The 26,699-nt window shown below is 45.7% G+C and carries 23 protein-coding genes; 12 read left to right on the top strand and 11 right to left on the bottom strand.

Annotated features, from left to right (window positions below):
- Positions 1-25 precede the first annotated feature (25 nt).
- From J0L70_RS06900 to J0L70_RS06890, 3 genes are all read left to right on the top strand, one after another.
- Complete coding sequence (locus tag J0L70_RS06900) at positions 26-1,978, top strand: TnsB C-terminal domain-containing protein (RefSeq protein WP_287453739.1); 1,953 nt, start codon at positions 26-28, stop codon at positions 1,976-1,978.
- A gap of 100 nt (positions 1,979-2,078) precedes the next feature.
- On the top strand, positions 2,079-2,996 hold the full coding sequence (locus tag J0L70_RS06895; RefSeq protein WP_287453737.1) for an AAA family ATPase: 918 nt from the start codon (positions 2,079-2,081) through the stop codon (positions 2,994-2,996).
- 42 nt (positions 2,997-3,038) lie between these two features.
- On the top strand, positions 3,039-3,602 hold the full coding sequence (locus J0L70_RS06890) for a TniQ family protein (protein WP_287453735.1): 564 nt from the start codon (positions 3,039-3,041) through the stop codon (positions 3,600-3,602).
- Between the two features lie 49 nt (positions 3,603-3,651).
- On the opposite strand, the gene J0L70_RS06885 is transcribed toward J0L70_RS06890, so the two are convergent.
- The gene (locus J0L70_RS06885) at positions 3,652-4,116 is read right to left on the bottom strand and encodes a helix-turn-helix domain-containing protein (protein WP_287453733.1); all 465 of its coding nucleotides are present in this window, start codon (positions 4,114-4,116) and stop codon (positions 3,652-3,654) included.
- A gap of 69 nt (positions 4,117-4,185) precedes the next feature.
- On the opposite strand from J0L70_RS06885, the gene J0L70_RS06880 reads away from it, so the two are divergent.
- The 6 genes from J0L70_RS06880 to J0L70_RS06855 all read left to right on the top strand — a co-directional run bounded on the left by J0L70_RS06880 (position 4,186) and on the right by J0L70_RS06855 (position 17,963).
- The gene (locus J0L70_RS06880; RefSeq protein ID WP_287453732.1) at positions 4,186-5,091 is read left to right on the top strand and encodes a tyrosine-type recombinase/integrase; all 906 of its coding nucleotides are present in this window, start codon (positions 4,186-4,188) and stop codon (positions 5,089-5,091) included.
- A gap of 335 nt (positions 5,092-5,426) precedes the next feature.
- Positions 5,427-6,143 carry a hypothetical protein gene (locus J0L70_RS06875; RefSeq protein ID WP_287453730.1) on the top strand — a complete coding sequence of 239 codons (717 nt, stop codon included), beginning with the start codon at positions 5,427-5,429 and terminating at the stop codon, positions 6,141-6,143.
- Complete coding sequence (locus J0L70_RS06870; protein ID WP_287453728.1) at positions 6,136-8,214, top strand: coiled-coil domain-containing protein; 2,079 nt, start codon at positions 6,136-6,138, stop codon at positions 8,212-8,214. Before J0L70_RS06875 ends, J0L70_RS06870 begins: the two co-directional genes overlap by 8 nt.
- Before the next feature lie 49 nt (positions 8,215-8,263).
- A complete protein-coding gene (locus J0L70_RS06865; RefSeq protein WP_287453727.1) occupies positions 8,264-10,327 on the top strand; it encodes a hypothetical protein in 2,064 nt (687 codons plus the stop codon).
- Positions 10,328-10,422: 95 nt separating this feature from the next.
- The gene (locus tag J0L70_RS06860; RefSeq protein ID WP_287453726.1) at positions 10,423-11,316 is read left to right on the top strand and encodes a PGAP1-like alpha/beta domain-containing protein; all 894 of its coding nucleotides are present in this window, start codon (positions 10,423-10,425) and stop codon (positions 11,314-11,316) included.
- A gap of 5 nt (positions 11,317-11,321) precedes the next feature.
- Positions 11,322-17,963 carry an HTH domain-containing protein gene (locus J0L70_RS06855; protein WP_287453724.1) on the top strand — a complete coding sequence of 2,214 codons (6,642 nt, stop codon included), beginning with the start codon at positions 11,322-11,324 and terminating at the stop codon, positions 17,961-17,963.
- 35 nt (positions 17,964-17,998) lie between these two features.
- Here the strand turns inward: J0L70_RS06855 and J0L70_RS06850 are convergent, their stop codons facing one another.
- The 6 genes from J0L70_RS06850 to J0L70_RS06825 all read right to left on the bottom strand — a co-directional run bounded on the left by J0L70_RS06850 (position 17,999) and on the right by J0L70_RS06825 (position 20,817).
- Positions 17,999-18,262: a hypothetical protein gene (locus tag J0L70_RS06850; protein ID WP_287453722.1), complete on the bottom strand. Its 264-nt coding sequence runs from the start codon at positions 18,260-18,262 to the stop codon at positions 17,999-18,001.
- 80 nt (positions 18,263-18,342) lie between these two features.
- Complete coding sequence (locus J0L70_RS06845) at positions 18,343-18,600, bottom strand: hypothetical protein (RefSeq protein WP_287453720.1); 258 nt, start codon at positions 18,598-18,600, stop codon at positions 18,343-18,345.
- A 478-nt stretch (positions 18,601-19,078) separates the two neighbouring features.
- Complete coding sequence (locus tag J0L70_RS06840) at positions 19,079-19,972, bottom strand: hypothetical protein (RefSeq protein WP_287453719.1); 894 nt, start codon at positions 19,970-19,972, stop codon at positions 19,079-19,081.
- Positions 19,973-19,993: 21 nt separating this feature from the next.
- On the bottom strand, positions 19,994-20,140 hold the full coding sequence (locus J0L70_RS06835) for a metal-sensing transcriptional repressor (protein ID WP_287453718.1): 147 nt from the start codon (positions 20,138-20,140) through the stop codon (positions 19,994-19,996).
- 25 nt (positions 20,141-20,165) lie between these two features.
- Positions 20,166-20,258, bottom strand: coding sequence for a metal-sensing transcriptional repressor (locus J0L70_RS06830; RefSeq protein ID WP_287453716.1), 93 nt, complete (start codon positions 20,256-20,258; stop codon positions 20,166-20,168).
- Positions 20,259-20,346: 88 nt separating this feature from the next.
- Complete coding sequence (locus J0L70_RS06825) at positions 20,347-20,817, bottom strand: YidH family protein (protein WP_287453715.1); 471 nt, start codon at positions 20,815-20,817, stop codon at positions 20,347-20,349.
- 88 nt (positions 20,818-20,905) lie between these two features.
- On the opposite strand from J0L70_RS06825, the gene J0L70_RS06820 reads away from it, so the two are divergent.
- Both J0L70_RS06820 and J0L70_RS06815 read left to right on the top strand, forming a co-directional pair.
- The gene (locus J0L70_RS06820) at positions 20,906-21,466 is read left to right on the top strand and encodes an ArsR/SmtB family transcription factor (RefSeq protein ID WP_353736621.1); all 561 of its coding nucleotides are present in this window, start codon (positions 20,906-20,908) and stop codon (positions 21,464-21,466) included.
- 34 nt (positions 21,467-21,500) lie between these two features.
- Positions 21,501-22,421, top strand: coding sequence for a cation diffusion facilitator family transporter (locus J0L70_RS06815; protein ID WP_287453714.1), 921 nt, complete (start codon positions 21,501-21,503; stop codon positions 22,419-22,421).
- A gap of 43 nt (positions 22,422-22,464) precedes the next feature.
- On the opposite strand, the gene J0L70_RS06810 is transcribed toward J0L70_RS06815, so the two are convergent.
- Positions 22,465-22,827 carry a hypothetical protein gene (locus tag J0L70_RS06810; protein ID WP_287453712.1) on the bottom strand — a complete coding sequence of 121 codons (363 nt, stop codon included), beginning with the start codon at positions 22,825-22,827 and terminating at the stop codon, positions 22,465-22,467.
- Between the two features lie 265 nt (positions 22,828-23,092).
- On the opposite strand from J0L70_RS06810, the gene J0L70_RS06805 reads away from it, so the two are divergent.
- Positions 23,093-23,884: a tetratricopeptide repeat protein gene (locus J0L70_RS06805; protein WP_287453711.1), complete on the top strand. Its 792-nt coding sequence runs from the start codon at positions 23,093-23,095 to the stop codon at positions 23,882-23,884.
- An 8-nt stretch (positions 23,885-23,892) separates the two neighbouring features.
- Here J0L70_RS06805 and rppB read toward each other — a convergent pair whose 3' ends face one another.
- The 3 genes from rppB to J0L70_RS06790 all read right to left on the bottom strand — a co-directional run bounded on the left by rppB (position 23,893) and on the right by J0L70_RS06790 (position 26,651).
- On the bottom strand, positions 23,893-25,278 hold the full coding sequence (gene rppB, locus J0L70_RS06800; protein ID WP_287453710.1) for a two-component system sensor histidine kinase RppB: 1,386 nt from the start codon (positions 25,276-25,278) through the stop codon (positions 23,893-23,895).
- Complete coding sequence (rppA, locus tag J0L70_RS06795; RefSeq protein WP_353736620.1) at positions 25,268-26,026, bottom strand: two-component system response regulator RppA; 759 nt, start codon at positions 26,024-26,026, stop codon at positions 25,268-25,270. Before rppA ends, rppB begins: the two co-directional genes overlap by 11 nt.
- 139 nt (positions 26,027-26,165) lie before the next feature.
- A complete protein-coding gene (locus tag J0L70_RS06790) occupies positions 26,166-26,651 on the bottom strand; it encodes a copper resistance CopC family protein (protein WP_287453708.1) in 486 nt (161 codons plus the stop codon).
- Between the last annotated feature and the right edge of the window lie 48 nt (positions 26,652-26,699).

Raw genomic sequence — 26,699 nt, 5'->3', positions numbered from 1 at the left:
TCCTTTTTCTGAAAATTCTCCAAATATGCAGAATACTCTCGATTTATCTGCTGTCTCAAACACAAATTCCTTTGAAGACATCGAAGTGCCCACGATTATTTCGTCCGAGGGCGAGCAGTTGCCATATTTTTTGCTGAATGAAATTACTCCCGATATTCAGAGGGAGATTGATTTCATTGATGCCATTCAGCAGGCAACTAATCGAAAAGCAAGAAGAGAAGCGATCGACAAGGCGGTAATCGGCTTGCAATGTTGCAAGAGAACCATCAAGAATAAGTTAAAAAAACTTCAATCCTATGGAGTTACTAGCTTAGCGGCTGGGCGGAAAAACAAGGGGCAGTTCGTCATTCCTAAGCAGTGGTTCGATTTCATTGCCTCAATCTACAAATGGGGACAGAAAGATGGCTCTCGGATGAATCGAAGTCAGGTTCATCAGCACTTGGTCACATTGACTTCAGAAGGTAAAAAACTTCGAGGAAAAGATTACGAGGAGAAGTTTAAAAACTATCCAAAGGTTCTTGAAGATCTTGTTGCTGGCAAACATCCGTCTTGTCCAACCGTATACAAAGTGATCAAGTGTTACCTTGCTCAGGAAGAAAGGCGCGTTCGCCATCCAGGATCACCCGCGGAAAGACAAATTGTTCAGACAACGGATGACATTCTTGTACTGACGCATAGTAATCAAGTCTGGCAGATCGACCATACAAAACTTGACATTTTTATTGTGGATGAAAACGGCGAGGTGATCGGTCGCCCTTATCTCACGTTGGTGATGGATAGCTACTCCGGTTGTGTTGTTGGCTTCTATCTCGGACTAGAAGCAGCAGGCTCGCACGAAGTCGCTCTCGCCTTGCGTCATGCGATGTTGCCTAAAGAGTACGGACCTGAGTACGAACTAACAGAAAAATGGCATGTTTACGGCATTCCTGACTACGTTGTCACTGATCGTGCTAGAGAATTCAAGTCTGAGCATATGAAGCTTGTGTCGCTTCAGTTAGGATTTCAGCGTCGCTTACGTGCGTTTCCATCAGCAGGAGGGTTAATCGAAACCATTTTTGACAAGATTAATAAAGAACTTCTATCGATGTTACCTGGATATACTGGCTCCTGTGTTGAAGATCGCCCACCAGAGGCAGAAAAGTCTGCTGCTGTAAAAATCCAAGAGTTAGAAATTCTTCTTGTCAGATACTTCGTGGATCATTACAACAGACACACTTACGGTCGTGGGTTAGCTCAGCCTCGAATTGAGCGCTGGAAAACCTCACTGCTGCTAGATCCTGAAGAACTTGACGAACGCCAGTTAGACATCTGCTTGCTGAAAGCTACTCGCAGAAGAGTTGAGAAGTACGGATGTGTGAACTTTCTGAATTTAGTGTACAAAGGGGAATGTTTGGCAGGTTATCAAGGTGACTATATATGCTTACGATATGACCAGCGCAATGTTATTCGGTTGATTGCTTACACCTATTCCAACAACGGTCTACCTGGGGAATACATTGGGATAGTCGAGGCTAGAGATGCAGAAATTCAACGGCTTTCACTTTCGGAATTGAAATGGAGGAAGAAAAAGTTTCTTGAGCAGGAGAGTAAGATTGACCAGACGGCTCTATTGCGGGAACGTTTCATGTTGAATAATTTCATTGAAACCAAACGCAAATCGAAAAGAAGGCGGCGCAAAAAAGCTCACGAGGAACGCGCTCAAGAAACCAATCAATCTAAAGTGGATGAGTTGTTCCCAGAGAGTCAAACGCCTGAAGAATTGACACCGCAGGATTCGAACACTGCCGCGCTAGCATCAGTGCAGGAGAAGACTGTGATCGAATCAAGTGACCCAGTTTCTCCATTATCTATTTCCCCTGAAACTGTTGCGGAGCCATCCTCTCAGCAGAAAAGCACTGATCACAATCCTGCGAATACGAGAAAGCGATCGAGACGCGGCATTCAAGATTGGGGAGAGTTCATCAATTCTAGCTGGTAGGAAGTCCAAGCCTTGCTGTTTGACAAGCTTGTGCTGACCTTTTAATCTTTCAAGCAGGAAGGCTATTTCAATCCGTCGAATCGTACTCTGAAAATACTCTATGTCTCAGATCAACCCAGCCTACGATAGTAATCGTCTTCAACCTACTCCCCCTCAAGAATCTCAGCCCGCTGAATCACTCCGTCGATCGCCAGAACAGCAAGCCGAGTTTGAGCGGCTTGGAAAAGCAGATACGTATTACGTGTTGGAGAGTGACGAGGAGTTTTTCCGGTGGCTTGATGACCAGCGCGATCGTAAAAGTTGCGGCTACGTGATTGCGCCAGAGGGAACGGGGCTACATAAAGTTTGTCGCTATTATCAGATGGAACGAGTGAAGCAGCGACGTGGAAAGTTTTTGCTGCCTGTATCGGTGATTTATGCAGAAATTGAACAATATGGTGGTCCGAAGGATTTGTATGGCGCGATTTTAACTGCTTGCAGTCATCCCCTCGCTCACGTAGGTCCACTGAAGGATCGCCGCGATCGCACAATCGATACATTAAGAAAATACGGCACGAAAATTCTCATTCTCAATCATGCCGACTATTTCGCCCTAGAATCCCTGAATGAACTGGTCGATTGTGCCAAAAAAGCTCCCATTTCTATCATTCTTGTTGGAACACCCTATTTAGAGCAGCTTCTCGGACGCAATAGTTTTCCATATATTCGCATCCACGATTCCTTTCTAGAGGTTCATGAATTTCCTCGTCTGGAACGGCAAGATGTCATTGAGATGATTGAGGATTGGGAAGAGCTTTTCTTAGGAGAGCAGCGTCTGAATCTAGCATCAGACCCCGAAGTATTAAAGTTTCTCCACGAAAAATCTGGCGGATTGCGCGAAGCTCTCTATGAGATTGTTCGTCAAATTGCCACAGTGAAACTGGATAAACCGAACTTAGAGTTGAGTCGGACAAATTTAGTGAAACAACTCGGAAAACGGAAGAAACCAAAAGTCATGGTACGGAAGAAAGCAGATTAGACGCGGTCTATCTCGAAGTTCTTTCGCAATCAACCAATTTGTATGTCTGAAATAATACCAGGTGAATCTGATTTAACAGACTATCAACAGACTATCGAAGATAGCTCAGAATCGATTTCGCTTTGGCAAGCATCGCTTTTTGAGGGTGAAAGTATTGCGAGCTATTTGTATCGCTTGCGTCTTCAAAACGCGGTATCTGCTCCAAGTAGTCTCAGCCAAGCATTGGAATTAGGCGTTGTTCTCAACAGATGGGAAAAATTTCGGTTCAACCCATTCCCAACAGAGACGGAATTACAAATTCTCAGCCAATTCTGTGGAGAATCGATCGACAAACTAGCAGAAGCATTCCCACCAGAATCTGAGCGAAAGAAGTTCATGGCAAGGACGATTCGACTCTGTGCTGCCTGCTGTGTTCAAGCTTGCTACCATCGTCTCAAGTGGCAATTCGATTCTGTTTCAGGTTGTGCAGACCACAAACTTCGCTTGCTCTCAAAATGCCCAGGATGCGAGAAAAAGTTTGCGATTGCATCATCGCTATGGACTCACAAAAGCTGCGAGTGCGGGATGCGTTTAACAAAAATGATCAAGCACCAACAAAGGTACTGAAAGAATGGTAGGAGCACTGTAACAGCTTGATTACATCTCTCCACGCTTCTTATTGGCGAGGAGTTTGTTTATAGCTGCTCCCACAGTGCGGACAAAATCTGAATTGATGCGAGGTCAAGCGAGAGTTGCACCCAGCACAGCGATCGCGCAATTGAGTTCCGCATAAACAGCAAAACTTCGATCGTGGTTCTGTCCATAGCGGATCAGGAGACGTTCCAGGTATCCAGCAACTTGGACAAAACTTCAAAGCTGCGATTGCATGTACAGGCACTTTCCGACAAACTGCGTCCAAATATTCTGTTGGGATGCCAAGCGCGATCGCTAACCCATTTTTTGGTTGCTGCTTTAATCGCTGCGTCTGTCCTCGCTCGATTTTGCCTACACTTTGAAGATGGATGTCCGCTCGCTCTGCCAGTTCTTTCTGGCTCAATCCCAGCCGTTCTCGCTGCCGCCGCACGTAGTCGGCAAGCGATTCTTCTGGGTTAGGAGCCAATTCAGAAGCTGAAGTAGACACAGAACACTGCCTAAAACGGTGGATTCTAGAAGTATAGATTAGCGTTTCTGACTCATCAAGAGGAAGATTATGAACTCTCGAAACCCTGTATCAGTTGCCGCAATAACGACTCAATTTTTACAACGCCCTGGACTGTCGCCTGCCACGGTCAAGTCCTACGAATCAACCCTGTTACCGTTTCTGGCTGAATATGGAAGTTTCGCGATCGAGATTTTGACTCGCCAGACCGTTTCCGAGTATCTGAACGGCTTAACCCAAATCTCCTACACCACCCATCATCGGCATCAATCTATTATTCAAGCCCTGTTCAATTTTGCGGTGGAGCAAGGGTACGTTGCTCACAACCCGATCGCTCGACTCAAACGTCGCAAGCCGGATGCGTCAAAAGGTGAACACAGCACGGATACGATCATTCGTTACCTCACACCCGATCAACTGGTCGTGCTGTATGGAGCAGTCCAATCTGATCTTCGGATGAATGCGATCGTCCATCTCCTTCACCGCACGGGCGCACGGATTGCTGAAATACTGGCACTTGACCTGAAAAACGTAAATCTTGCTCAGCAGAAGTTTCAGGTGATCGGTAAAGGGAACCGTCAACGCTGGTGTTACTACAGCGACGATGCCGCCCAAGCCCTTGCTGACTATTTCAAATATGAACGGCATTCTACCCACACTGCACTTTTCACGGCTCAGCAGCCTTTTACGAAAGAAGTTTCGCGACTTCACTACCGAACAGTTCACGATCGCTGGACGGAATTAATTGCCCCCGCATCTGAGCTTGCCGACATCAGAATGCACGATTTACGCCACACCTTTGCGACTGAGCGCGTGGGCTTAATTTCGCTGGAGGAATTGAGAGCATTGATGGGGCATCAGAAGATCGAGACCACGCTACGGTATCAAAAGGTCACATCGCAACGCGCAGAAATTGCAGCGAAGCGAGCGTTTAATTCGCTAAAGAACGCTGAATAGTAAAAGCTATAAATTGCTACTTTAAGTTAGCGTTTTTGCAAGATCTGCCTTACTGCCACAGAGTATTGACTATACTCTGCACTAGTCAAATAAGAATTCAGCTACCCTACCGGATTGATATAGAAATAAATCTATGGTAATAGGTCAAAAGACTATTTTCTCAGATACTATCGATAGCTTCTTTGGTGGGCAACTCAGATATTGGCAGCTTTGATCTACTTCAGAGTGACCCTTTAGTGTCCTCAAATCTGAAAAGAACCTTAAAGGGCATAAAATTTCCATGCTTCGTATGCTAAAAGATACCTTCGATACGTAATCTTTATCGCACCGATTTGATGGCATTATTCGCAGGTGGAGGTTGGCAGGATATTCGTCATACTGAGGTAGATGCAGCGCGTTTGCTGCTCATTCTCAATCAGTTTGGTGTGGCGATCGATGACTTTTGCGCTCAACTTCAATGCTATCCAACCTATCCGGTAGTACGCTATTTTACACCTGAGTATAAGCTGCAAAAATTAGACTTTCTACTGCGGTATCCCACTTACTTTTCCTACGAACTAATCGAACTTTATCGGCTGAGAGTCCCTGCTGCATCTGACGGTGAGGAAATTAAACAGCTTGTTCGAGGCATTCTGAGTGACCAAGAGCCAGATCGTCGTACTGATCTCTACCGCAAATTTTTTCGGGGGGCATATGAGCGGCTCGATCGAGTAGAAGCATGGTGGTACAGTCGCCAACTCGTTTATAGCCGAACCGAACCACGAGGTAATGCTCGCCCTGTGAAGTATTATTTTCTGACTGACAAGGTTGACACCGTTGTGACCCATCTCGTTAGCCATATTCCCCACGCTGCTTGGTATGAAAAGCGAATTCAACTAATTGACAAATACTTCGGCGAATTTTCAGCAGAGCAGCTTAAAAATCGTCAGTACACCCATGCACCCTACCAGAATGCTCAGCTTTCAGAAATGATCCCCGATCTGTCTCCGACGGAATTAATCAGCCATTTTGAACAAACGTTTGAAGAACCGATAGGAGTCAATTTTGAGTAACTTTAATCCTGTTGAGCACAATGCTGAGTTTTCGGAAAGTCCATCGTCGATCGAGACATTGGTTGAGAAAGTCCATTCCAGTTTCAACTCAATGTATCGAGAACGCATTTCTCGTGAGTTGGTTGAGCAAACTCTTTCTACTCTGGATTTGTCTATTATTCCTTCATCTCAAGCTACACCCCGCCTAGTAGTAGAGCGTCTAATTTTTGAAGGTGAGAAGAAGCTACGCGGCGAATCCAGTCCACAGCCTTTTCGGTACGATCAGCAATTTCAATCTGGCGTTAACATTTTGCTTGTTCAAGACAATAGCGTAGGCAAATCATCGGTCATGAAGACGATCAAATTTGCCCTAACCGGGGACGATGGTAATTATGACCTGGAAGTTAAGTCTTGGATTCACCGGATTTGGTTGCAGTTCTCCATTGGGCACGATCGCTTTACCGTCTACATCAATCGGAGTCCTGAGAACCTTCGTGGCATTTTGGTCTTTGGGGAGGAGGATCGGCGATTAGAAGCACTTGCTGAACGATCGAACTATTTTTTTGATGCAGTGGGGAGTGACTCTTTGCAGGAACGGTTGCAGCACTTCTTTTTTGAGCGGTTTGAAATTCAAGCACTGAGCTGGACTCATTCAAGCCCATCTTTTGGGATCACCACGCGAAACACAACTTGGAAAACGTTTTTTCAAGCCATGTTACTGCCAGACAGTAGCCATGATTACTTACTCTGCGATTCAGAACATGCGATCGGGAATCAAGAAGGGTTAATTTTGTCCACATTCTTGGGGCTACGCCTGGTAACGCCAATTAACCAGCTTCATGTTGCATCTAGAGTAAAAAAGCAAGAGCAGAAACTGAACAATGACCAAGTGCAACAAGTAAAGGCAGAGATCAATTTATTAGAGCAGAAACTTTCATCATCCCGTCGTGAAGCAGCGTCAATTCAACAAGAACAACGAGCTAGATTTAAGGCTTTTCAGGAAGGTGCGCCAGCACAGCGAGTTCGTGAGATCGATGCTCGTATTCTTGAACTTGCCAATGCAGTCGCTGAGCTTGATGAACAGATCTTTCAGGCGACGCGAGAAATTAAGGGATCGCACGCAATGGCGAAAAACCTGAGAGAAGCGATCACCTATAAGCTTAATCTGACTGGATTAGAAGTCACAATTTGCCCAAATTGTGATGCTGATGTAGAAGAACAATCAATCGTATTGGAACAAGAAACTCACACCTGTCGGCTTTGTCGTAAACCTGCGAACCCTGCCTCACCAGAAGCCATTCTTGAGTTGAATAAAAAAGCGATTTACTGGGACGAACAAGCACGTTCAGCAGAACAATTGAGAAGTGGGCTAAACCACCAACTCAAACAGTTCCATCAGCAGCAAGAAAATCTTAATCAAGAGCGTCAGTTGTTAGCCAATGTTGCAGCCCAGGGATATGAAGGAGTCGCCCTAAGTGCTGAAGAAGAAGCTCGTCTTGTGAGTCTGTATCAGCAGAGCGGCACTCTAGAGGCACAGATTGCTGGACTCCAACAGATGCTCATGACTTCAAACACAGGTAGTGAACAAGCAGAACTGGCGGCTAAAGTCGCAGAGAAATGTCGCAAAATTCTATGTGAAGAGGCGGAAAAACTGAACTTATCGATTTTGCAACGACTAAGCGCACAAACTCAGCATTTGGCGGAACAATTTGGAACTGAAAGTATCACAAACATTTCGTGTTCTTCTGTTGGAAGGCTCAAGTTATGGAAACATGAAGTGCCGATGGCATTTACCGCAATTCATAATTCTGGAGAGCGCCTGCGCGTCAGGCTAGCGTTTTTTATTGCAATGATGCGGATTGGTCGCCACCCAGGAATTGGTCGCCACCCAGGTTTTCTACTCATTGACCAAATTGCCTCGTCTGAAATGGTGGAAGATGATTGTCGCGCTTTAGCAACTGCCTTGCATCAACTTGATCAAGAGTACTATAAAGAAGTACAAGTGATCTGCTTCACGGCACGATCGGAGTTCGAGCAAGCGACTGACCCTTCCAAGATCTATGGAACTCAAGCAGGTAAATTTGTATTTTAGTCAGTTGCGCGATCGTATTGCTGCATCTTAACGATTGAAAATAACGATCATGACGGGAATTGACTGGACAACTGCCCATTTTGAATTAACCTTGATGCTCCCTGGCGCAGAAACAGATGAGCGCGTCGATGCTTGGGTCATGGCAGCATTACAATCCCGCTCTTCAGATGCCGTTGAAACTGGCGCTTTGATAAAAGCATTAGAAATTGCGGATCATGCGATCGTGAAACAACGGGTGGCGTTTGCGATCGCGACGCTCGCCTCGGATGAAGACCATCGTGCTTCCGATGCTTTAGTGACCGCATTGAAGGCAAACTCGGACGATGAGTTTCTCTATGTTGAAATTTTCAAGGCTTTAGGATTGCTTGCGAAGCGAAATATCTATGCGGAACCTGATGTCTTAAGCATTCTTTATCGGCTTAATGGTACAGAATCCACATACTTGTTAATTGCTGCCGCCAAGATCGTAGGACAACTCGTAACAACCCAGGATCATCCAAAGCTTCGGAAGAAGCTGGCTGAAATGAATCAAGTAGATGACCTGGATGTACAGGCAGAAGCATTCTATCAGCAAGCCCTGATTACTTTTGCAGATGCAATGCTAGCAAACACGTTGAAGAATTTAGACGAACAACTACAAGCTGCTCGATTATTTTTTAAGCGAGCGGAGGCATGTGCGGAGCAGCGCGAAGATGCAGCGGCGTACGGACTTCTACTGGACTTAATTCTGGAGTATTTTCACCTCAATGATTCGTCTCGATCAGAAGTCTCGATCAGAATTCATGAGAAGAAGGTTGCGTTAGTTGCATTAGTAAACAATGCGTATGTCCAGTCGTGGTATGGGTATCGAACTCAGACTGAACAGATGCTAATGCTACGAATTATGCAAGTCGCTGATTTGTTCGATCGCATCGTCTTATCGATTAATCAAGTTGATGAATGGACGAATTTTGATGAAGCATTAGTCGAGTTAGCAGCAATTTACGCACTGCTTCTGCATCGAGATGAGCAAAATTTGGGGCGACTTGATTCAATTCTTACAGTCTTGACTCCTCAATTGGTTGCGCCTCGACTTGGAAGCATTGTGATGCGATCGATTCAACAAGTTCGCTTTGAGAAAGTGATTGAACGGTACATCGCTGCACAGGGCAATGACGAGATCGCACAAGGTCTCAGAGCAATTTATACTGAGGGATTGAGAAGCGCCCAGGTCAGCCAAAATTTTAGCTCAGAGGCTCTAGCAAAAATCGCTGCGGCAGCAGAGCAACTCGGAGAAGAGCCTGATTTTTTTTTGAAAGGGATCGCTGAGGCAGTAGAATCTGGTCAAATTTCGGAGTGGGGGAAACGTTATAATTTCCCCTCACTGCCGCTCGCGATCGATAATCCGCATCTGCTGGGCAACGATCCGCAAGTCGATATGACTGCTCGAATGTTGTTGAACACGATTAGAGATCAAATTCATCCTTACCCAGCACAGCAGTGGCATCGGCTTACACAAGTTTGCGTGAACCTGATTCAAATCGTCCAGCAGATTCGTGATGATCTGCCTCTGTACACCCTAGCGGCTCACGAAATGAAGAAAGAACAGCCAGGAAAAGGGCAGCAAGCGACAGAAGATGACTTGCAAAAGGACGTATTTGATCGCTTGCGACTGTGTTATGGACGATCCGCTGGTTACGAAATCACTGGAATTGGAGGAGGACGAAGTGACAGTGGACTCAAATTTCAGGAGTGCGAATTCCCGATCGAGGTGAAAGCAGAGTACAGAACAATTGATCGACAGCATATTCACGATCATTACATTGCTCAAGTGGATACCTATGCAGCAATGCGCGATCACATTGCATTTCTGCTTGTTCTAGATTTACGCAGCATTCATGCAGGTGGATCATCCCCAAAAGCACCACGAAGAAGCCCTGAAGAATCTTCGCAGCCAGTGATTGCGAAACATGCTTTATATTCTCTACAAGAGAGCTTTTGGGTTGATCAATTGCCTGTTGATCCTCAAATCGAGAATGCTAAACACAATGCCGTCATGATTGGCTTAGTTCCTGGAAACCGCTCAAAACCCTCATCAATGACAAAGTACAGCCGAAAACCTGCTGCGAAATGAGTACGGCTAGTTATTCTTCAGCCATCGCTGCAGATTTTTGCAAAGTAGTATAAGAAAGGGACGATGAAAGAATAGTGACTCACCCTTAGTTTCTCATGAAGATTGTTGGAATTCACGGAATAGCTCATACACACCTAACTGCTCCCGAAATTGAACACAAGTGGTTACCTGCGATTCAAGGTGGACTTGAAGAAGCAGGCTTTTCGCGCATTCAGCCAGAAGATTTTGCGATCGCAGCTTATGGTGCTTTGTTTCGCCAAGAAGGAACACGAGCAGGGGGGCTTCCTAGGCTGACCGCAGCAGATGTTCAAAATGAGTGGGAGATCGCACTGCTTCTAGAGTGGTGGCGTGAAGCGGCTAAACTTTCGCAGATCAATCGTGGTCAGCCGCAGCCTGATGATTTAGGTGAAGATCTCACAATTGAAAGCCCGGATTTTGAAGGGCGAGGGCGAACTCCACGCATGATTCAACACGCACTGGGTCAATTGGCAAAGTCGAAGTACTTTCACAAGCTTGGCGGTGAGCGCGCTGTTCTATTTCTGTTGAAGCAGGTGCGGGAGTATCTCCACAATGCAGAGAGGAAAGAAGTCATTCAGCAACGGGTCATCGAAAAAGTTTCACCAGATACTAGAGTCATCATCGGACACTCACTTGGATCAGTGATTGCTTACGAATGTCTGTGCGCGCATCCAGAATGGAATGTAGAGACGCTAATAACATTGGGATCTCCACTTGGCGTGTCCCCGATTGTGTTTGATGTGCTTACACCTGCTCCTGAGTTTGGTCGAGGAATATACCCAAACGTAAAACAGTGGTTTAATGTTGCTGATCAAGGGGACATTGTGGCATTGGAAAAAGAATTAGCTCCTAAATTTGGTGCGATTCTCGATCTGTTGGTATATAACGGATGGGAGTCACACTCCGCCACTTGTTACCTCAACGCAAAAGAAACCGGACGTGCGATCGGCATGGGATTGCTAGAAGCATAATGACGATGAGTAATTTTCCTGAAAATGATGAGCCTCGACGCTATCTTATTGTGATCGGCTCTCCTCACTGCCCGAATTTAGGACTTTCTCATTTACCTGGAGTTGAGTCTGATCTCGCAAAGGTTCTGGCACTCTTTGCAAATCGTCAGCAGGGGTATCAGAGCGCATTAGTCGATGTGATACCTATCGGTGCAACATCCAGTGAAATCAAAAATGCATTAAGTAATTGGTTCTCCAGCCCTGATCGAAGGGCTTCAGATTGCGTCATTCTCTACTATGCAGGGCATGGAGATGAGGGAGGACGATTTGGCGATCACTACCTGTTTACAGTCGAATCCCGTGAGAATAGTTTAGCCAATACCGCGATCGCAACTCGTTCTCTGATCGAGAGCTTATTTCAAGGAGATAATGACTATCCTCAAAATGTCTTGCTGATTCTAGATGTTTGTTATGGTGCGATCGGTCAGCAACAAGCCTTTGACACGCTCAATCGGTTGAAGAATTGCAATTCTACGGAGAGTGGTGTTTGGATCATTGCTACGAGTACTGACACTCAGGCTGGAGATGGTGCTTTTGTTGAGGCATTTGCACTCGCGATGCAGGTTGAGACTGGCAGTACTGAAGAATTTTTATCGATTGATCAGCTGATCCAGAAGATTAATCAACACTTTAAAGAGACTCAGCAGGTTCAGAGAGCAACCTTATCGGGGGCAAGAATTCAGAAAACAGCGCCCTTTATCCGAAATCCTCGATTTCAGTCTCCTTTGCAACGTATTCAACAGCCAACGTTGCTTTCTTCCATCGAATCTAGGGGAATAGACTTCACAATTGGGATCTTGACCTCCAAAGTTGAGCAGCTTTCATCTGAGTTATCCAAAACAAAAGCACGGCAACTTGAAGAGTACCGTGAGCTTTATCGACAGGGAAAATTTCAAGAAGCGTCTTCTATCCTGAATACGCTACGTGCTGATGAACATTGGAATGTCTTTGACAAAGCGCTCCAAGCGCAGATTCTACAGTCTCTCGCGGGTTATGCCCTCGGTGTCGAGCAGAATGTAACAAAAGCTCAAGAATTAGCAAACCAAGCTCAGGCGCTTGAACCTGGATCAGAGACTTCAATCATTCAAGTTTTAATTCAGTACCATCTCGAAGGTGCTGAAGCTGCTTTAGCACTGCTTGAAAATCCATCAACGCTTGATCTATGTAACTTAAAGCTAGGCTTGTACCTAGAATTAGGACAGCTTAGTGAAGTCTTTTCACAGCTAGAGGCTTTGGCTCAAGTCTTTGAAGCAAATTCAGAGACTCATCGAATTCATGCACTTGCTCTCTTAGATCAAGGAGATATTTCAGGGGCACAAGTCAAAATTCAACAGGCTCGATATGACAACCCTAAATGGGAGAAAATTCGAGCCGCAGAGGCGACAATTAATTATTTCAGTGCGCTTTCTCCATCCGTTGTTCCAAGACTGATTGATCGCCCCTTACCAGTTGAATGGTGTTTGGTAAAACGTGATGATGAAAGCCTGAGAAGATTACGTATGGCAGCAGCCGACTTTAGCCAGCTTGCAGCAGAAACTGAACGAGGCGATCCGCAACGTGATTATTGGGAGATTTGGCATCTTGCCGCTCTAGCAAATGATCCAGAGTATCAAGCAGAAGCTCAAACACTGTGCCAAACTTTGTTAGCAAAAGACCCCACGCATCCTCAAGCGATCGCGTGGGGCATGGTGCGTCGATACGAAATTGATACGGCTTCTAGTCAGCAGGCTTTGGAAGCCTTGATTCAAGCAGGTAGCCAAGATCTAGAGCGCATGATTACGCTACTCGGTCTTTACATACAGTTCAATTCTCCCCAGCTTGCGCTAGATTTACTCAAGGTAAAACAGGACGTATTTGAGCGTACAAACCATTCTGAACTCTGGCAATTCTGGTATGTACAAGCTTTATCTGCGAATAGCGATTTTGAGCAAGCCCTCGAAATCATTGCTACATTCAGTCGTCCTGAAGTTCGACGCAACCTTCAAACCGCAGTATTCTACGAGAGAGCACGCCTCCAGAATGACTGGCAACCGCTTGCTGAATTCCTTGAGATTTGTTGGCAAGAAAGTGCTAACTATCAGTATCTATACGAAGCGTGTCAACTTCAAGCTAAATTGAAGAACTGGCGTTATATTGCTGAACGCGCAGACGTACTCGTGGAGTCGATTGCAACAGCAGATGCACTTAGCCTCGCTGCATTTGCTGCTTGGCAAGTTGATCGTGCAGAACAGTGCTATCAGTTGCTTAATCATTACCTTCATCTTTTCCCGCACCGGGTCTTGCCACCCGACTTACGCCGTTTGAAAACACAGTGTCAAGCACGATTAGGCTTGCTCCCTCAAGCGATCGCAGACGCGAGTGAGTTAGTTTCTTTACAGGAAACCGCCGAGAATCTTGCTGTCATTCTGAATCTCCAAATTGATCACGGTGATCTTCAAGGGATTGCTCAAACTGCGACTCGCTTGCTCAGAAATGAGAAAGTTTCTCCAGGTGTTTTATTGCGAGCTGCCAGATGCTTGCTCATTGAAGATTTCCATCTAGCCCGTCGTTTATGGCAACGAGCAGTAGTAGGGGACATTGACAACAATCTTTTACGTGAAGTGATTACCTTGGGCTACAATCTCGGACTCGATCGAGAACTTCGACCTTTTATTCATCGGGCACAGACTCTTGCTTTAACTGGGCAAGGTCCATTTCAAATAGTTTCAGTTTCTGAGCTTCTGAAGCGAGAACAAGAGTCGATTGCTAGCGCTGAAGCAATGAACTCACAGTACGATGCAGCGGAGATTCCCATTCATTTGATCGCTCAGTCTCGTAATATATCATTGTCAGGCATTTTTCATTCTCTTCTCAATGCCAACGCATCTGAGCCAAATCCGCTATTTCAAGCTCCGATTTTCATTCGTCATGGTGCTCGGCTTTTTCCCAAAATCACTTTAGAATCGACACTTCAGCGGCGACTGCATCTAGATATCTCTGCGCTTCTAGTTGCTGCCCACTTAGGAATTTTAGATGTTCTTGAGCGTCGGTTTCATCCAATCCGAATCTCGCCTGCATTGCCAACAGCACTCCTCCAAGAATCTGAATACTTCACAATTCAACAGCCCTCTCAGTTAGCAAGCTGTCGTGAAATTCTACGCCTTCACAAAGCAAAGCAACTACAGCAGCTTCCATCGTCACTAACTCTAGATTCTGAGTCTCTACTCGAACACTTGAATAAACAGACCGCGATTTTGTTACAGCAAGCTCGCCGTGAAAACGGATTTGTAGTTGAGTTTTTACCACTTGAACGCTTTGACGAGGATGAAACTTTTCAGCCTATAGTTTTAGAAGGAAGCGATCAGCAGCGCCTGATCAACTGCCGAGCAGTAATCGAAGTTCTTAGAGAAGAGGGAAGCCTGTCCCAAGCTGCCTATGATTCTGCCGTTGAAAATCTACCTGATCTAAGTCGTGTGCCCGTTTCTCAACGCCCAATCCGAAACGACGCATTGTTTGTAAATTCAGAGTTAATCAGATCGTTAGCTGGCTCAGATCTTCTTGCAAAATTGTGCCGTCATTTCCGGGTTTTTGTCGTAGGACAGTGCATTGATGAGGCTCAAGCTGCGGTTGATGGAAATGAGGCGGCAACTGAGATGGTTCAATGGATACGAGAATTAATGCAGCGAATCTCAGATGGATTGGTGCAAGGTCAATATGAGATGATTTCTGTGTTATCTCATCATGCAGATGAAGCGTCCGAAGCACGCCAGTCTTGGGGTGCAAGCGGCTTGACGGCTCATGATCTCTTGAACTATCAGCCTCAAGAGAATGATTTGCTCTGGATTGACGATCGCTTTTTCAACCAGTATCCGTATCAAGAACATGGAGTTCCTATTATTGGAATCTTGGAGATTTTAGAGATGCTCCGAGTTCATCAAGACTTGAGTGAGGCAGAATACTATGAAAAAATCTTGCAACTCCGGAAAAGTAATGCTCGCTATGTTCCGATTACAAGCCAAGAAATTCTATATCACCTCAAGCAAGCTCAGGTAAAGGACAACGGCAAACTACAAGAAACTGAAGATTTGGCTATCTTGCGCCGCTACATGGCTGCTTGTTTGCTGGATTCGCATCGCTTGCAGCGCCCATCCGAGGCTCAGAATGTTATCCACTCTGATGGAGAATTCCCGTTTGTTTCTGGATTTGTTCGAGCGACATTGGAGACATTGAGTGCAATCTGGGCAGATGAGCAACGATCCATAAAAACCGCAGCAGCTTACTCAGATTGGATTCTTTTCAACCTGTATACCGGGATGTTTGGAGTTCGACATTTATTGCCTGAACCAGATATTGATCAAGATGGACTTGAAGTGCTGAGTGATGATATTCGGATGCTTTACTGTCGCGGATTAGGGCTATGGCGAATCGATGAGCAAAATCGCCATTTTGTATCTCATCGTCGTCGAGCTTATTTTGACTGGCTAGAACGTCGGGTCATTGAGCGGCGATTTAGAGCAAATCCAGAAATGATTCCTGCGATCGCACGTCTGATTTGCGAAACGATTCTTCACCTCAGTCGGGACGAGAGTTTGAATGAACAACAGTCATATCTCTATCGGCTGATGTTGGAGCGATTTTATCGAGATCTCCCTGTTGCTTTGAGGAATGAGCTAAATGCTGAACCCGAACTAGCTACTTATTTCCAGATTGAAATCATTGAAGCAGTTAATCTGGGTCAATTTGATCCCGATCACTGTCCTATCTTTTCAGCATCTGAATTCCTCAACGCGATCTCAACTGTCATGAATGGTCAGGAGGCAGAACTTAAAGCTTCAAATTCTGAGTTAACCTATCGAGTACAAGCAGTACATCCAAGTGATACAGTGACTCAACTGCATTTCACAAATCTGAAAACTGCACATACGTTTGCAGTACGAGACGATGTTATGGGACTTGCATCTGCAAATCCTAAAATGCGTGAGCGGCTACTACGAGAAAATTCAGCCTGGTTTGATTGCGATCGCACAACTTATGAAAACGCGGTTGTAGCGATCGTCTCCACAATCGATTTACAAAGCCGATTCGATCAGGCAAATCAGTGGCGAAGAGAATCAGCAAGATGCTTCTATGAAGCATTTCAGCAGAAAATTTATCAGGATCAGGAGTTTACAATTGAAGAGTTGATTCCTACCTCCGGCGCTGGATTACTGCGGCATTTCCATTTAGCGCAACAGTTACCGAAATCGAGCAGCTTCAGCGAGGGTCTTGAATCCGCTGCAATATCAATGTTAGCCGTAAATGATCTGGAGACTTGCTTAGAGCGATTTTCCTGCTTTCCAACAAAACTACCATCGCAACTCAAAGAAGCTTTTCTCAGCTTACCATTTGATGAGAGAGAACAGCTTCTGAAAAGATTAGTTGACAAACTAACCTCGCCAGTTTGCCAACTGCACTTGTTGAATCTTGCTGTATCCTCTCCAGGCTTAATCTCACTCGCTCAACAGATCTTCAATGCGCTTCTGAGCAAGGACGGACAACTCCAGTTTCAGTTGTTCCAGACAATTCTGCATCTCGTTGACAAAGAGTTTAGCTACTGGCTTGAAGCTCGGCAATGGTCACCGTCGATCCGATTAGCAATCACTTGGGCGCATAGTAGCAAGTTGCATAACCTACTCTATGAGCCTGATGTAGATGTAGAAGCTTTCATTCGTGGGCTGAATGAACTGAATCAGATCAGTCAGATCAGTGCAGAAATTCTCGATCGTGACGCTGAAGTGTGGAATGATATGCTTTCTCCTCGGCGACTGAATCAAGTCCGTTTCATCGTCGGGGGAATGACTGCTCTTTTTCAAGACTGTGAGCAAAGTGTACTAGAAGCAATTGGTGTTGCTCAAGCGTTAACCAGTTTTGCGACAAAAATGGTAGAAGATCAAAGATTTCTGAGCGTATCGCTCTGGCATGATGACAATGCACTGGCACAAGATAATTTAGGCGTATTGTGGGGTAAGAGTCATCAGAGAGACTTAGCACTTATATTGGGGGAAGATCTCGCCAAGCAGAGATCTTCTGACTATCTGAAGGCGGTGGTAGAAACTGCGATTGAGGCGCTAGAAACAGAACCAACTTCCGAGAATCAATGGTCGTTGCTCATTTGCATTGTTGGAGATTTACCAATTTATGCTGACTGTGCAGAGAAACTGAGCCAGTTGGCGCAGAAAATCAATTTTGTCAAGCTCTATGAAGCCCAATCAACAAAGGCATTCTTGGTGCTGAGAGTCGTTTGTGATCATGCTGCCAACACAGCCGATGAAGAATTGAGAGCGAAATTGGAGGCGGAGTTAATTGCGATCGCAAAATCAGCGAGCATTCAAACGCAGTCCTTGCAAACCGATAAAGAAATATCAGAGCAATTGCTTGAATGTGCGCTGAAAGTAACAGTCAAACCAAATAGCCCTCGTATGACGAGCGCTTCTCTCAATATGCTGCTAGAAAAAATAGCAACTGCTTGGTGGCAGTTCTCAAAGGTACATGCTGAAGGGATGTGTCTGACCTCCCTCAATCTGCCAGCGAATCAACTACATCAGTCATGGACAACGAATCTTAAACTACGCGCATTACGAAGGTATTAGAGTTGTTTGCGCGAGGAGGGAGGGGAGAAAAAGGCTTAGAACGGAGAAGAACCCCCAAAGGCGGAACCCTTCCATAACGATTGCAGGGGCGAGAACAGCAAATCTTCTTGAATGGTTTGATCAAGGCAAGGGTGCTGTAATACCAAGCGCTGAATGACGAGATTAGTAACGATCTCAACTTCATCAGGAGCGATCGGAGTACTTTCTGAATCGATCGCGGTCTGCTCAATGTAGTTCAACAACTGCTCTACTTCACTAAATTGACTAGCCGCCAATGGTTGGGAGAAATCTTGATTCATGCATTGCCGCTGATGCTCAACAACTTTGTAGAAGCAGTATTTCCCTGAGTCAGATGCTCAAGGAAATACAATGAGAAGCACTAACGACGATCGAGACTGCGAAACTGATTAGATTTCCACCAGATAGAAGTTAATTGTGTCAAGCCATCTAGCAGGTAAAGCCATTCTTCATTCTGATCTTCAGGTTGCTGACTATCAGAGCCGTACTTCATGCCCACAATCGTGGCAATCTCTCCGGTTAACTTCACTCTCACAACCTGGAAAAAAGCGAACGGTGGTAATGTGACTTGTTGATTAAGAACTGGAATGCTATGGGAATCGTTGGAAGCGTGACTCATAGTTCAATCTCCAAGAAAAATTTCTCTCAAGTCATTGCTTGAGAGGACAAACAAACGTCGTCAGTTTGAAATTTCCACTCTCATGAAAATTCTTTGTTGACGTTGCACTTTGGCAAAGCGATTGCTGGTTTTCTAATTTTTTCTTGATTTACTCATTTAAGTGTTGGTACTGAATTTGATCGATTGCAAGACTCACAATGGTTCAATCTGCCGACCTTAACTTTTCTGCTTATGCCTGACACAACTCTACATCTGCCTAGTGATTCCTCGACCAGAAACTACTCAACGGTGCAACCTTGCAACTGAGGTGAACGAAGATTTACTCTTCTAAAGAGTGCTGTTTGCATTGGATTGAAGAGCAGTTAGACTTAGCTCATTATTAGACAAGAAAGAGATTGGCTTGATTTCTTCAATCTGTCTTGCTTTCTAGTAACTACTACTGACAGGGAGAGGTTTGAAGCGGTATTTCTCAAAACGCTTAATGATAGCAAGACTTTGGAGCATCAAGATTCAGCCAAAAGTCAGCCAGCAGGATTTCCTGACCGCGCTCAAATTCTAGCCAAAGCTTGTAAAGACCTGGTTGAAGAAGGCGCGTCGCAAATTTTAGCTGATATACTGTCGCGCCTGGACTAAGCTGAGCGGGAATGTAAGCAACACCATTCAGATTGGAAGAGCGTTTTACAATCACCAAATTTCCCCACCCTCTATTCAGTTTTGATCTTCGGTTGGAATGAATCGTTGGATCTTGCAAATCAAATACGATTGTCATTTCCTCCCCAAACTGTGTAATCGGCTGCGGCAAGCAAAGCTGAATTTTTGTATTGTTAATCACCTGAGTTGCACCCAATCTGACAGCAGGAGGAGAAGAGATAAAGCCAGGAACAGTCAACTTGAGCGACGAAATAACTTTCTGTTGTCCAGAAGGTTGATAGCAACTGAAGAGCGTGTAGCTTCCGGGTTTGAAAAAGATGGCTTCAACTGTAAACCGCCCATTGCCCTGATAGTTTGGGTATAAGCTTTCAAACGTATGCAGATCGTCACTAACGACAATCAAGCGCATTTGCTGTTCTCGCACTTGATCAAATCGCTTGATCGCTTTCCCTTGAAAATCTTGCACCTCGATCAACAGAAACGCAGGCTCATGCAGTGAAATTGGCTTGAAGGTGATAAGTTTCGCTTTTGCATTGCACCGATTCAGATCAGTACTTGCGTTCAGCGATCGTTGAGGTGAAAGTTGCCAATCATACATATTGAACGGTTCGTTAGAGAGAGTAAAGCTGTCTGAAATCTGTTGTAGAAGCTGCACCAATCCTAGACTAGCGACCTCGAATGAAAAACCGATGAAAATTTCCAAATCAGCGATAGAACGCAAATGCTTCTCATACTGTCTTTACTAAATTAGCAAGTCTAACGCTTTCGCAAAGTTTTTCAGTTTTCCCTCAAACTCACCCATCTCAGATGCCTCAATCAAGCAGTGTTCGATGTGATCGAGCAGGACAATTTGAGCCACTTTATTGAGCGCAGAACGTACCGCAACCATTTGCAGCACCACATCTGGGCAGGAGCTATCTTGCTTCGATTATTTCCTGAATACCCTCAATATGTCCTTTGATCCGAGCCAAACGATTCACCACTTTTTGCTGTTGGGCATGAGGCATAAGAATACCCCCTAGGGGATTTGTATTCCTCAGCATAGGTCGGAATCGGACGCTGAAAATTCTTATCCTAAAGAATTCTGATGCCCTACTAGAGATGTCGTGATGCACAGTAGCAATTTCGGCTCAAATTTCGAGATATTTGACGGTTTAGCTGCTTTTGAGGAGTTGGAGTCGATTCTCGATCGCGCCATAAAATTAATGGAATGCTCAAGCCTCCTAGTAAAATTACGGCTCCAGTCATGATCCATACAAGCGATCGATCTGGACGATAATCGCCGCGCTCAATCTGCCAAAAGACCTGATTGTATCGCCAAGCCGCAAGCGCGATCGTCACAATTCCCAAAACTACCAAACTTAGCCCCAGATTTTGCGAATTGAACAAGGAATGCAGGGGGGCATTCCGTTGCGTCAGGCTCAGGTTCAATTGGGTGAGAAAAAGCCCAAATCGAGCTAGCGCAAACCCGAAGCCAATTAGAGCAATCGAGGTGCGAAGCCACGCGAGAAAGGTACGTTCGTTCGCTTGATGTTCACGCTGTCGAGCGATTTTTGGGTCTTTCATTACAATCTTCATATGGCAAGCGACGTAGCTTAGAACTCCTGCATTTGATTCACATCTTGCTGAGGATGGAAAGTAGTTTGAGGACATCTTGAAACGCCAAGAATATTTGTGTATGGTCAGCGATCGCGAAATTATGACTCCAGAATACCGATCGTCATTTGAACGACTGCTCATCGATAAGAATGATTCCCATTCCTTGCGTATACTGAAGATTCAATCTGTGATTCTAGTCTTATTGCCTCAATCTATGAGCAAGTCTAACTCTCCTAAACAGCCGCGTTCTCAAAAGATCGATGCGCCGAGTTGTGAAACTCATTTGGTGCATTTAGAGAATGTGCGTCAGGTACAACAAGCTGTGTTGTCTACTTCACAGGCACAGCGTATGGCAGAATTCTTTACTGTGCTAGCAGACCCGAATCGACTCCGAATCCTATCGGCTTTGGCTTTACAGGAACTCTGCGTCTGTGATTTGGCAGTGGTCGTAAAGATGGGAGAATCGGCGGTTTCACATCAGCTAAGAGCGCTGAGAGCGATGCGACTGGTGAATTATCGTCGGGAAGGGCGAAACATCTATTATCGTTTGGCGGATCATCATGTGGTGAATTTATATCGGGAAGTGGTCGAGCATTTAGATGAGCCAGAAGCCTGATTTTCGCAGGCAAACTTGACGATAAAATTCGCGCATGAGTGTCAAATCTGCCCGCTCCTACATTGTGTTGTCGATCGTCGCTGCAATCGTGACGATCGCGCTGAAAGCATCGGCTTATTTCCTGACTGGCTCAGTCGGGTTGCTGTCAGATGCGCTGGAATCGTGCATTAATCTAATTGCCGCAGTGGTCGGATTTTGGGCGCTCTCTTTTGCTGCTAAACCACCCGATGCTGAACACGCTTTTGGGCATTCCAAAGCCGAGTATTTTTCGAGCGGGTTGGAAAGTGCTTTGATTATGGTGGCTGCGGTAAGTATTGCGATCGCAGCTTGGGGAAGACTGTTTGATCCACAGCCGATCGAGCAAGTCGGATTGGGACTGGCACTCTCATTGGCGGCAACTGCGATTAATGGCGCTGTTGCTTTTATTCTGCTTCGTGCTGGACGACGATTGCGATCAATTACCCTACGAGCCGATGCCCATCATTTACTGACTGACGTTTGGACTTCTGCGGGAGTTGTGATCGGGATCTTGGTTGTAAAGTTCACTGGATGGCTTATTCTCGATCCCATCATTGCGCTGGTTGTAGCAGCAAACATTATTTGGGCGGGATTTCAACTGCTGCGTGAAACCGGATCAGGATTGCTCGATCGATCTCTGCCTGCTCACGAGCAACAACTCATTATGGATCGGCTGATTCCTTATCAAGAAAACGGCATTCAATTTCATGCTCTACTAACGCGGGTTGCAGGATCACGTCGCTTTATCTCTTTTCACGTTCTAGTCCCTGGAAATTGGACAGTGCAGCAGGGTCATGACTTGTGTGAGGAACTTGAACTATCGATCGTGCAAGTCCTTCCCGGAACGCACATCATTACTCATCTAGAGCCATTGGAAGATCCTACGTCTTGGGCGGATCAAACTTTAGAGCGAAGAGACGAAATACAAAATCCCTAAAGTTGGACTTCAGGGACGTAAACTGCGATCAACGGTAAGAAATTTACCGAGTGCAAGCCATCCTCGCATTGCGCCATACGACATTGCGGAGATGATGGGGATTGTTCACGACAGGCGGAGTCGCAGAGGCAGCGTCGCCAGTACAGGAGTTTGATCGGGAAACAGGAGCAGCAGGCGGTTGAACGTCGATCGATTTTACTTCGCCTTTGTCCACCGCAGCTTGGGGCTTAGAATCTTGAGCATCTGAGGTCGGTTGAACCACTGGTTTAGCTTGAATGGTTCGGGACTGACCGAACTCCCAGATCGCAGGCTGACCGCTAACGGTGATCGGATTCGCGATCGCAGCGCCGACTGAAACAATAGATGTTGCAACTAACATTGATGCCGCAGCGATTAACTGATTCATGTGTTCTGCCCTCTTTTAGGATCATATCTATCAGTTTGACTTCCGCGAATGAAAGAACGATGAAAAAACGTGTTGGTGAGTAAACTTGTTTGCCACCTCTCAGAACCAAGGCAGAATCGACCTTACGCATTTAGATGGGTTTCAAATTCATCCTTTAATCGCGACGGTATTGATGTTGAACTTCACAAACTTCATAAAACTTCACTCAGTAAACTTTGAAATTGCAGCGCATTGTCTTGATTCTTTCTAGAATTTTGGTGTTGTAATGGCGAAACTTATGCGTGTGATTCATCAGTTCATGTTGACCTCTGCCTTAGTTGCAGGCGTGAGTATCCTCGCTCCAGTAAGTCAGGCATCTGCTCGATCGCAGAACTCGACTCCTACTGAAAGCGTCAATCTTGTGAATCAGGGCAAGCAACGCGCTCAGCAAGGCGACTTGTCCGGCGCGATCGCACTTTACACGCAAGCGATTCAAGCGAGTCCAAAGTACGGCGATGCGTATCTTCACCGGGGATTAGCACTGCACGATTCTGGCAATCCTCAGCGAGCGATCGCAGATTTTGAGCAAGCGGTAAAGCTAGAACCGAACAATCCAAAAGCACTTTATAACCGGGGTGAAGTGCGATCGGATATCGGTGATTTACAGAATGCCTATGCCGATTTGACTCAAGCGATTCGACTGCAAGCCAACTATCCAGAAGCATTTAATACTCGTGGTGTAGTGCAGGCAGGACGTGGAGATTTGAAAGCAGCGATCGCCGATCTCTCCCAAGCGATTAAATTGCGTCCAAACTATGCAGATGCGTTCTATAACCGAGGAAAAGCAAGAACTGAGAGCAAAGATGTCAATGGCGCGATCGCAGATTTTACCGCAGCCATTCGAGCGGATTCAAACTTAGCAGAAGCGTATGGGAATCGCGGTCTGCTCTATGCTCAAACTGGAAATAAGGCATCAGCAGTACGAGATTTACAGACGGCTGCAAAGCTGTTTCAACAACAAGGAAATCAAGAAAGCTACCAAGAAACGCTGTCCTATATTCAGCAGCTTCAACAGTAGGAACAACTTCAAACCAAATTGAGTTTGATTGGCAAAGGACGGCTTGATTTAAGCGGCAGACGGACGATGAAGGTGCTGCCGCTACCGATTCGGCTTTGAACCTGAATGCTTCCGTCGTGAGTCTCTACGATTGCTTTAGCGATCGCGAGTCCTAAACCTGTCCCACCACTGTTGCGCGATCGATCTGAATCGACTCGGTAAAAGCGATCGAACACATGCAGTAAATCTTCCGCAGCAATTCCAATTCCGGTATCTTGAACTTGAATCACAGCTTGATCGCGCTCTTGATACAGCTTCAAAGTAACTTTTCCCGACGGCGTATATCGAATGGCATTAATCACCAAATTAGACAGTAACCGATAAATTTGATCCTCGTCTGCAACAATCTCTAATGGTTTGTTCGTTTGAATTTGCTCGCTCAATGCTAGGTTCGATACTTCTGCCAAGGCTGTAAATTCATCGATTAAGTCGAACATCAAATCATTCAGGCAAAGCGTTTGGGGTTGAAAGGTTAACGTGTGTTGTTCTAAACGAGATAGAAGCAGCAAATCTTTAACCATTCCTAGAAATCGGCTGACCTGACGTTCCGCTGTTGTGAAGGCTTCTCGCGATTCGGTTTCGCTGATTGTGGGCATTCGGAGAACTGAATCGATCGTGGCTAAAATTGCGGTGATCGGGGTTCTGAGTTCGTGCGCCGCATCTGCTGTAAATTGCTGCATCTGCTGATAAGACTGTTGCACCGGGCGCATGGCTAATCCAGAGAGCCACCAGCTTGAAAGTCCCACTAGCACAACTGAGATCGGTAAACCAATCAGCAGCATATTTTGCAGAGCTGCAAGACGACGATCGACTTCTCGCAGCGATCGTCCCACCTGCAAATATCCCCAAACTTTGCGATCGATCGTATGTAGCGGCAACGATATTTGGTGAAATCGTTCACCTTCTTGATTTTGTAGCGTCTGCCATTCGATCTTTCCAGGAGTCTCTGGCAACCCTTCTGAACGCAGTCCACTTGTCGCGACTAACTGATCTGAACGACTGACGAAGCGCAAATAATAGTTGCTCTGGTAAACTGAAGCAATTTTTTGATCCAGCGCATTCTCTGAGCGATCTACACTATCGTTTAGCTGAGGACATGGGCGATTTGCAAGACACAAATCAGGGAATATTCCTTCTAACCTTTGCGGAATCTTTGCAGGTTCTGTTAAAGATTGCTCCAGATTTTTATGAAATGCTTTCGCAATGCCTTGTAGCTCTTGATCGACGGAGTAAAGATAAGCCCGCACCAAAACTTGATAGCTGACTAATCCAGACAATCCCAGCAGTAACGCCATGACGGCTGAGTAACAGCCTGCAAGCTGTAACCGAGTTCGATCGAGTATTTTATTCCGCATAGCGAGGATTGATCCGATAACTTCCACCCGGAATTGTCTCGATCAAATCGCTACAGTCGATTTCTGCTAAACGCCGTCGCAGTAGACGAACTTGCGCCGCCACGACATTGCTAATCCGCTCCGCATCGAGTTCATAGAGATAGTTCAAGATTTGATCGCGGCTCATCGCTTGCCTCGGATGCTTCATGAAATACTCTAGAAGCTGAAATTCCTTTTTAGAAAGCCGAGTACTGCGGGGTGATGTATCTGGGAATTGACAAGTTAAAGTTCGATCGCCATATTCCAAAGTAAGAGAGCCAACCTGAAGCTGTTGGGTTTGAAACTGAGGTGCTCGACGCTGTAGAGCGCGGAGTCTTGCTAATAGCTCTTCCATCCGAAACGGCTTAATTAGATAATCATCGGCTCCCGCATCGAGTCCAAGCACTTTATCTTCCCAGCGATCGCGAGCCGTGAGCATCAAGATCGGCATGGCGTTCTGTTGCGATCTCAGGCGTTTGCACAGTTCTACTCCGGTCAATCCAGGCAGCATCCAGTCGAAAATTGCCAGGGTGTATTGCGACTGTTTGAGACAGTACCATGCTTCATCGCCATTCTGCACCCAATCCACAATAAATTGCTCTTGCTTCAAGGTTCGTTGAATTGCCGAGCCGACATCGAATTCATCCTCAACCAGCAGAATTTTCATACCCGCAAACTCTAAATCAGCGCTCTCAGCCTGTAGCCGTGGATTATTATAGGCGGTGATCATCTTAAAATCCGCGATCGCAACGTAACTTTCAGTTTGGCAGACCGCTATGAAAGTCGAGTGAAATTTTCATCAAAAACAGACCGCCGAGTGAATGCAACCCATCTAACGGTCTGTTTTGAAGTGCGATCGAAATTTCAAACTATTGCTTGAAGCTAAATCGTCCGTTCATTTTCTTGCCTGCGACATCCGCTAAAATCGCAACTTGATACTCTCCTGCGGCTGCACCCGAAAGCACAGTCTTATATGCTTTCTCTGCCGCATCATATTTCATCTCTAGCGGCTTCTGAGTCCCATCCGGCATTTGTACTTGTGCCGTCACTTTCGCATCTGTTACAGGTTCATGCGCTGCTCCTTTTTGAAGAAGCAGATCAAGGCTAGTTCCATTGTCTGCTTTGTGGGTGGCAAATTCTAAATGATAGTCGCCAACTTCAACGACTTGTCCGCCTTTGTGATCGTGCCCATCGCCTTCTTTGTGCGATTCTTTGCTCGTTGATGCAGCTTGAGTCGTAGAGGCAGCTTCGGTCGGTTTAGCTGCACTCTCAGTTTTAGCAGTTTGGTTACTACCACTGCAAGCACCGAGAGTCAGTAGGCTTAAGCTGCTGATCAAGATTACTAGAGATTTCATCGATTTCACTCCTAATGTAGAACAAACGATTTGGGTTCGCTGCAAGAT

It is taken from the genome of Leptolyngbya sp. UWPOB_LEPTO1, assembly GCF_017302695.1.
GTDB lineage: Bacteria > Cyanobacteriota > Cyanobacteriia > Leptolyngbyales > Leptolyngbyaceae > Leptolyngbya > Leptolyngbya boryana.
Note: the sequence above shows the minus strand (reverse complement) of the source record. Positions and strands in the feature narration are given on the sequence as shown.

Coding starts and splice junctions, on each gene's coding strand:
- J0L70_RS06900 (WP_287453739.1), top strand. CDS start 26: ATGCAGAATACTCTCGATTTATCTGCTGTCTCAAACACAAATTCCTTT.
- J0L70_RS06895 (WP_287453737.1), top strand. CDS start 2,079: ATGTCTCAGATCAACCCAGCCTACGATAGTAATCGTCTTCAACCTACT.
- J0L70_RS06890 (WP_287453735.1), top strand. CDS start 3,039: ATGTCTGAAATAATACCAGGTGAATCTGATTTAACAGACTATCAACAG.
- J0L70_RS06880 (WP_287453732.1), top strand. CDS start 4,186: ATGAACTCTCGAAACCCTGTATCAGTTGCCGCAATAACGACTCAATTT.
- J0L70_RS06875 (WP_287453730.1), top strand. CDS start 5,427: ATGGCATTATTCGCAGGTGGAGGTTGGCAGGATATTCGTCATACTGAG.
- J0L70_RS06865 (WP_287453727.1), top strand. CDS start 8,264: ATGACGGGAATTGACTGGACAACTGCCCATTTTGAATTAACCTTGATG.
- J0L70_RS06860 (WP_287453726.1), top strand. CDS start 10,423: ATGAAGATTGTTGGAATTCACGGAATAGCTCATACACACCTAACTGCT.
- J0L70_RS06855 (WP_287453724.1), top strand. CDS start 11,322: ATGAGTAATTTTCCTGAAAATGATGAGCCTCGACGCTATCTTATTGTG.
- J0L70_RS06850 (WP_287453722.1), bottom strand. CDS start 18,262: ATGAATCAAGATTTCTCCCAACCATTGGCGGCTAGTCAATTTAGTGAA.
- J0L70_RS06845 (WP_287453720.1), bottom strand. CDS start 18,600: ATGAGTCACGCTTCCAACGATTCCCATAGCATTCCAGTTCTTAATCAA.
- J0L70_RS06835 (WP_287453718.1), bottom strand. CDS start 20,140: ATGGTTGCGGTACGTTCTGCGCTCAATAAAGTGGCTCAAATTGTCCTG.
- J0L70_RS06830 (WP_287453716.1), bottom strand. CDS start 20,258: ATGCCTCATGCCCAACAGCAAAAAGTGGTGAATCGTTTGGCTCGGATC.
- J0L70_RS06825 (WP_287453715.1), bottom strand. CDS start 20,817: ATGAAAGACCCAAAAATCGCTCGACAGCGTGAACATCAAGCGAACGAA.
- J0L70_RS06815 (WP_287453714.1), top strand. CDS start 21,501: ATGAGTGTCAAATCTGCCCGCTCCTACATTGTGTTGTCGATCGTCGCT.
- J0L70_RS06810 (WP_287453712.1), bottom strand. CDS start 22,827: ATGAATCAGTTAATCGCTGCGGCATCAATGTTAGTTGCAACATCTATT.
- J0L70_RS06805 (WP_287453711.1), top strand. CDS start 23,093: ATGGCGAAACTTATGCGTGTGATTCATCAGTTCATGTTGACCTCTGCC.
- rppB (WP_287453710.1), bottom strand. CDS start 25,278: ATGCGGAATAAAATACTCGATCGAACTCGGTTACAGCTTGCAGGCTGT.
- rppA (WP_353736620.1), bottom strand. CDS start 26,026: ATGATCACCGCCTATAATAATCCACGGCTACAGGCTGAGAGCGCTGAT.
- J0L70_RS06790 (WP_287453708.1), bottom strand. CDS start 26,651: ATGAAATCTCTAGTAATCTTGATCAGCAGCTTAAGCCTACTGACTCTC.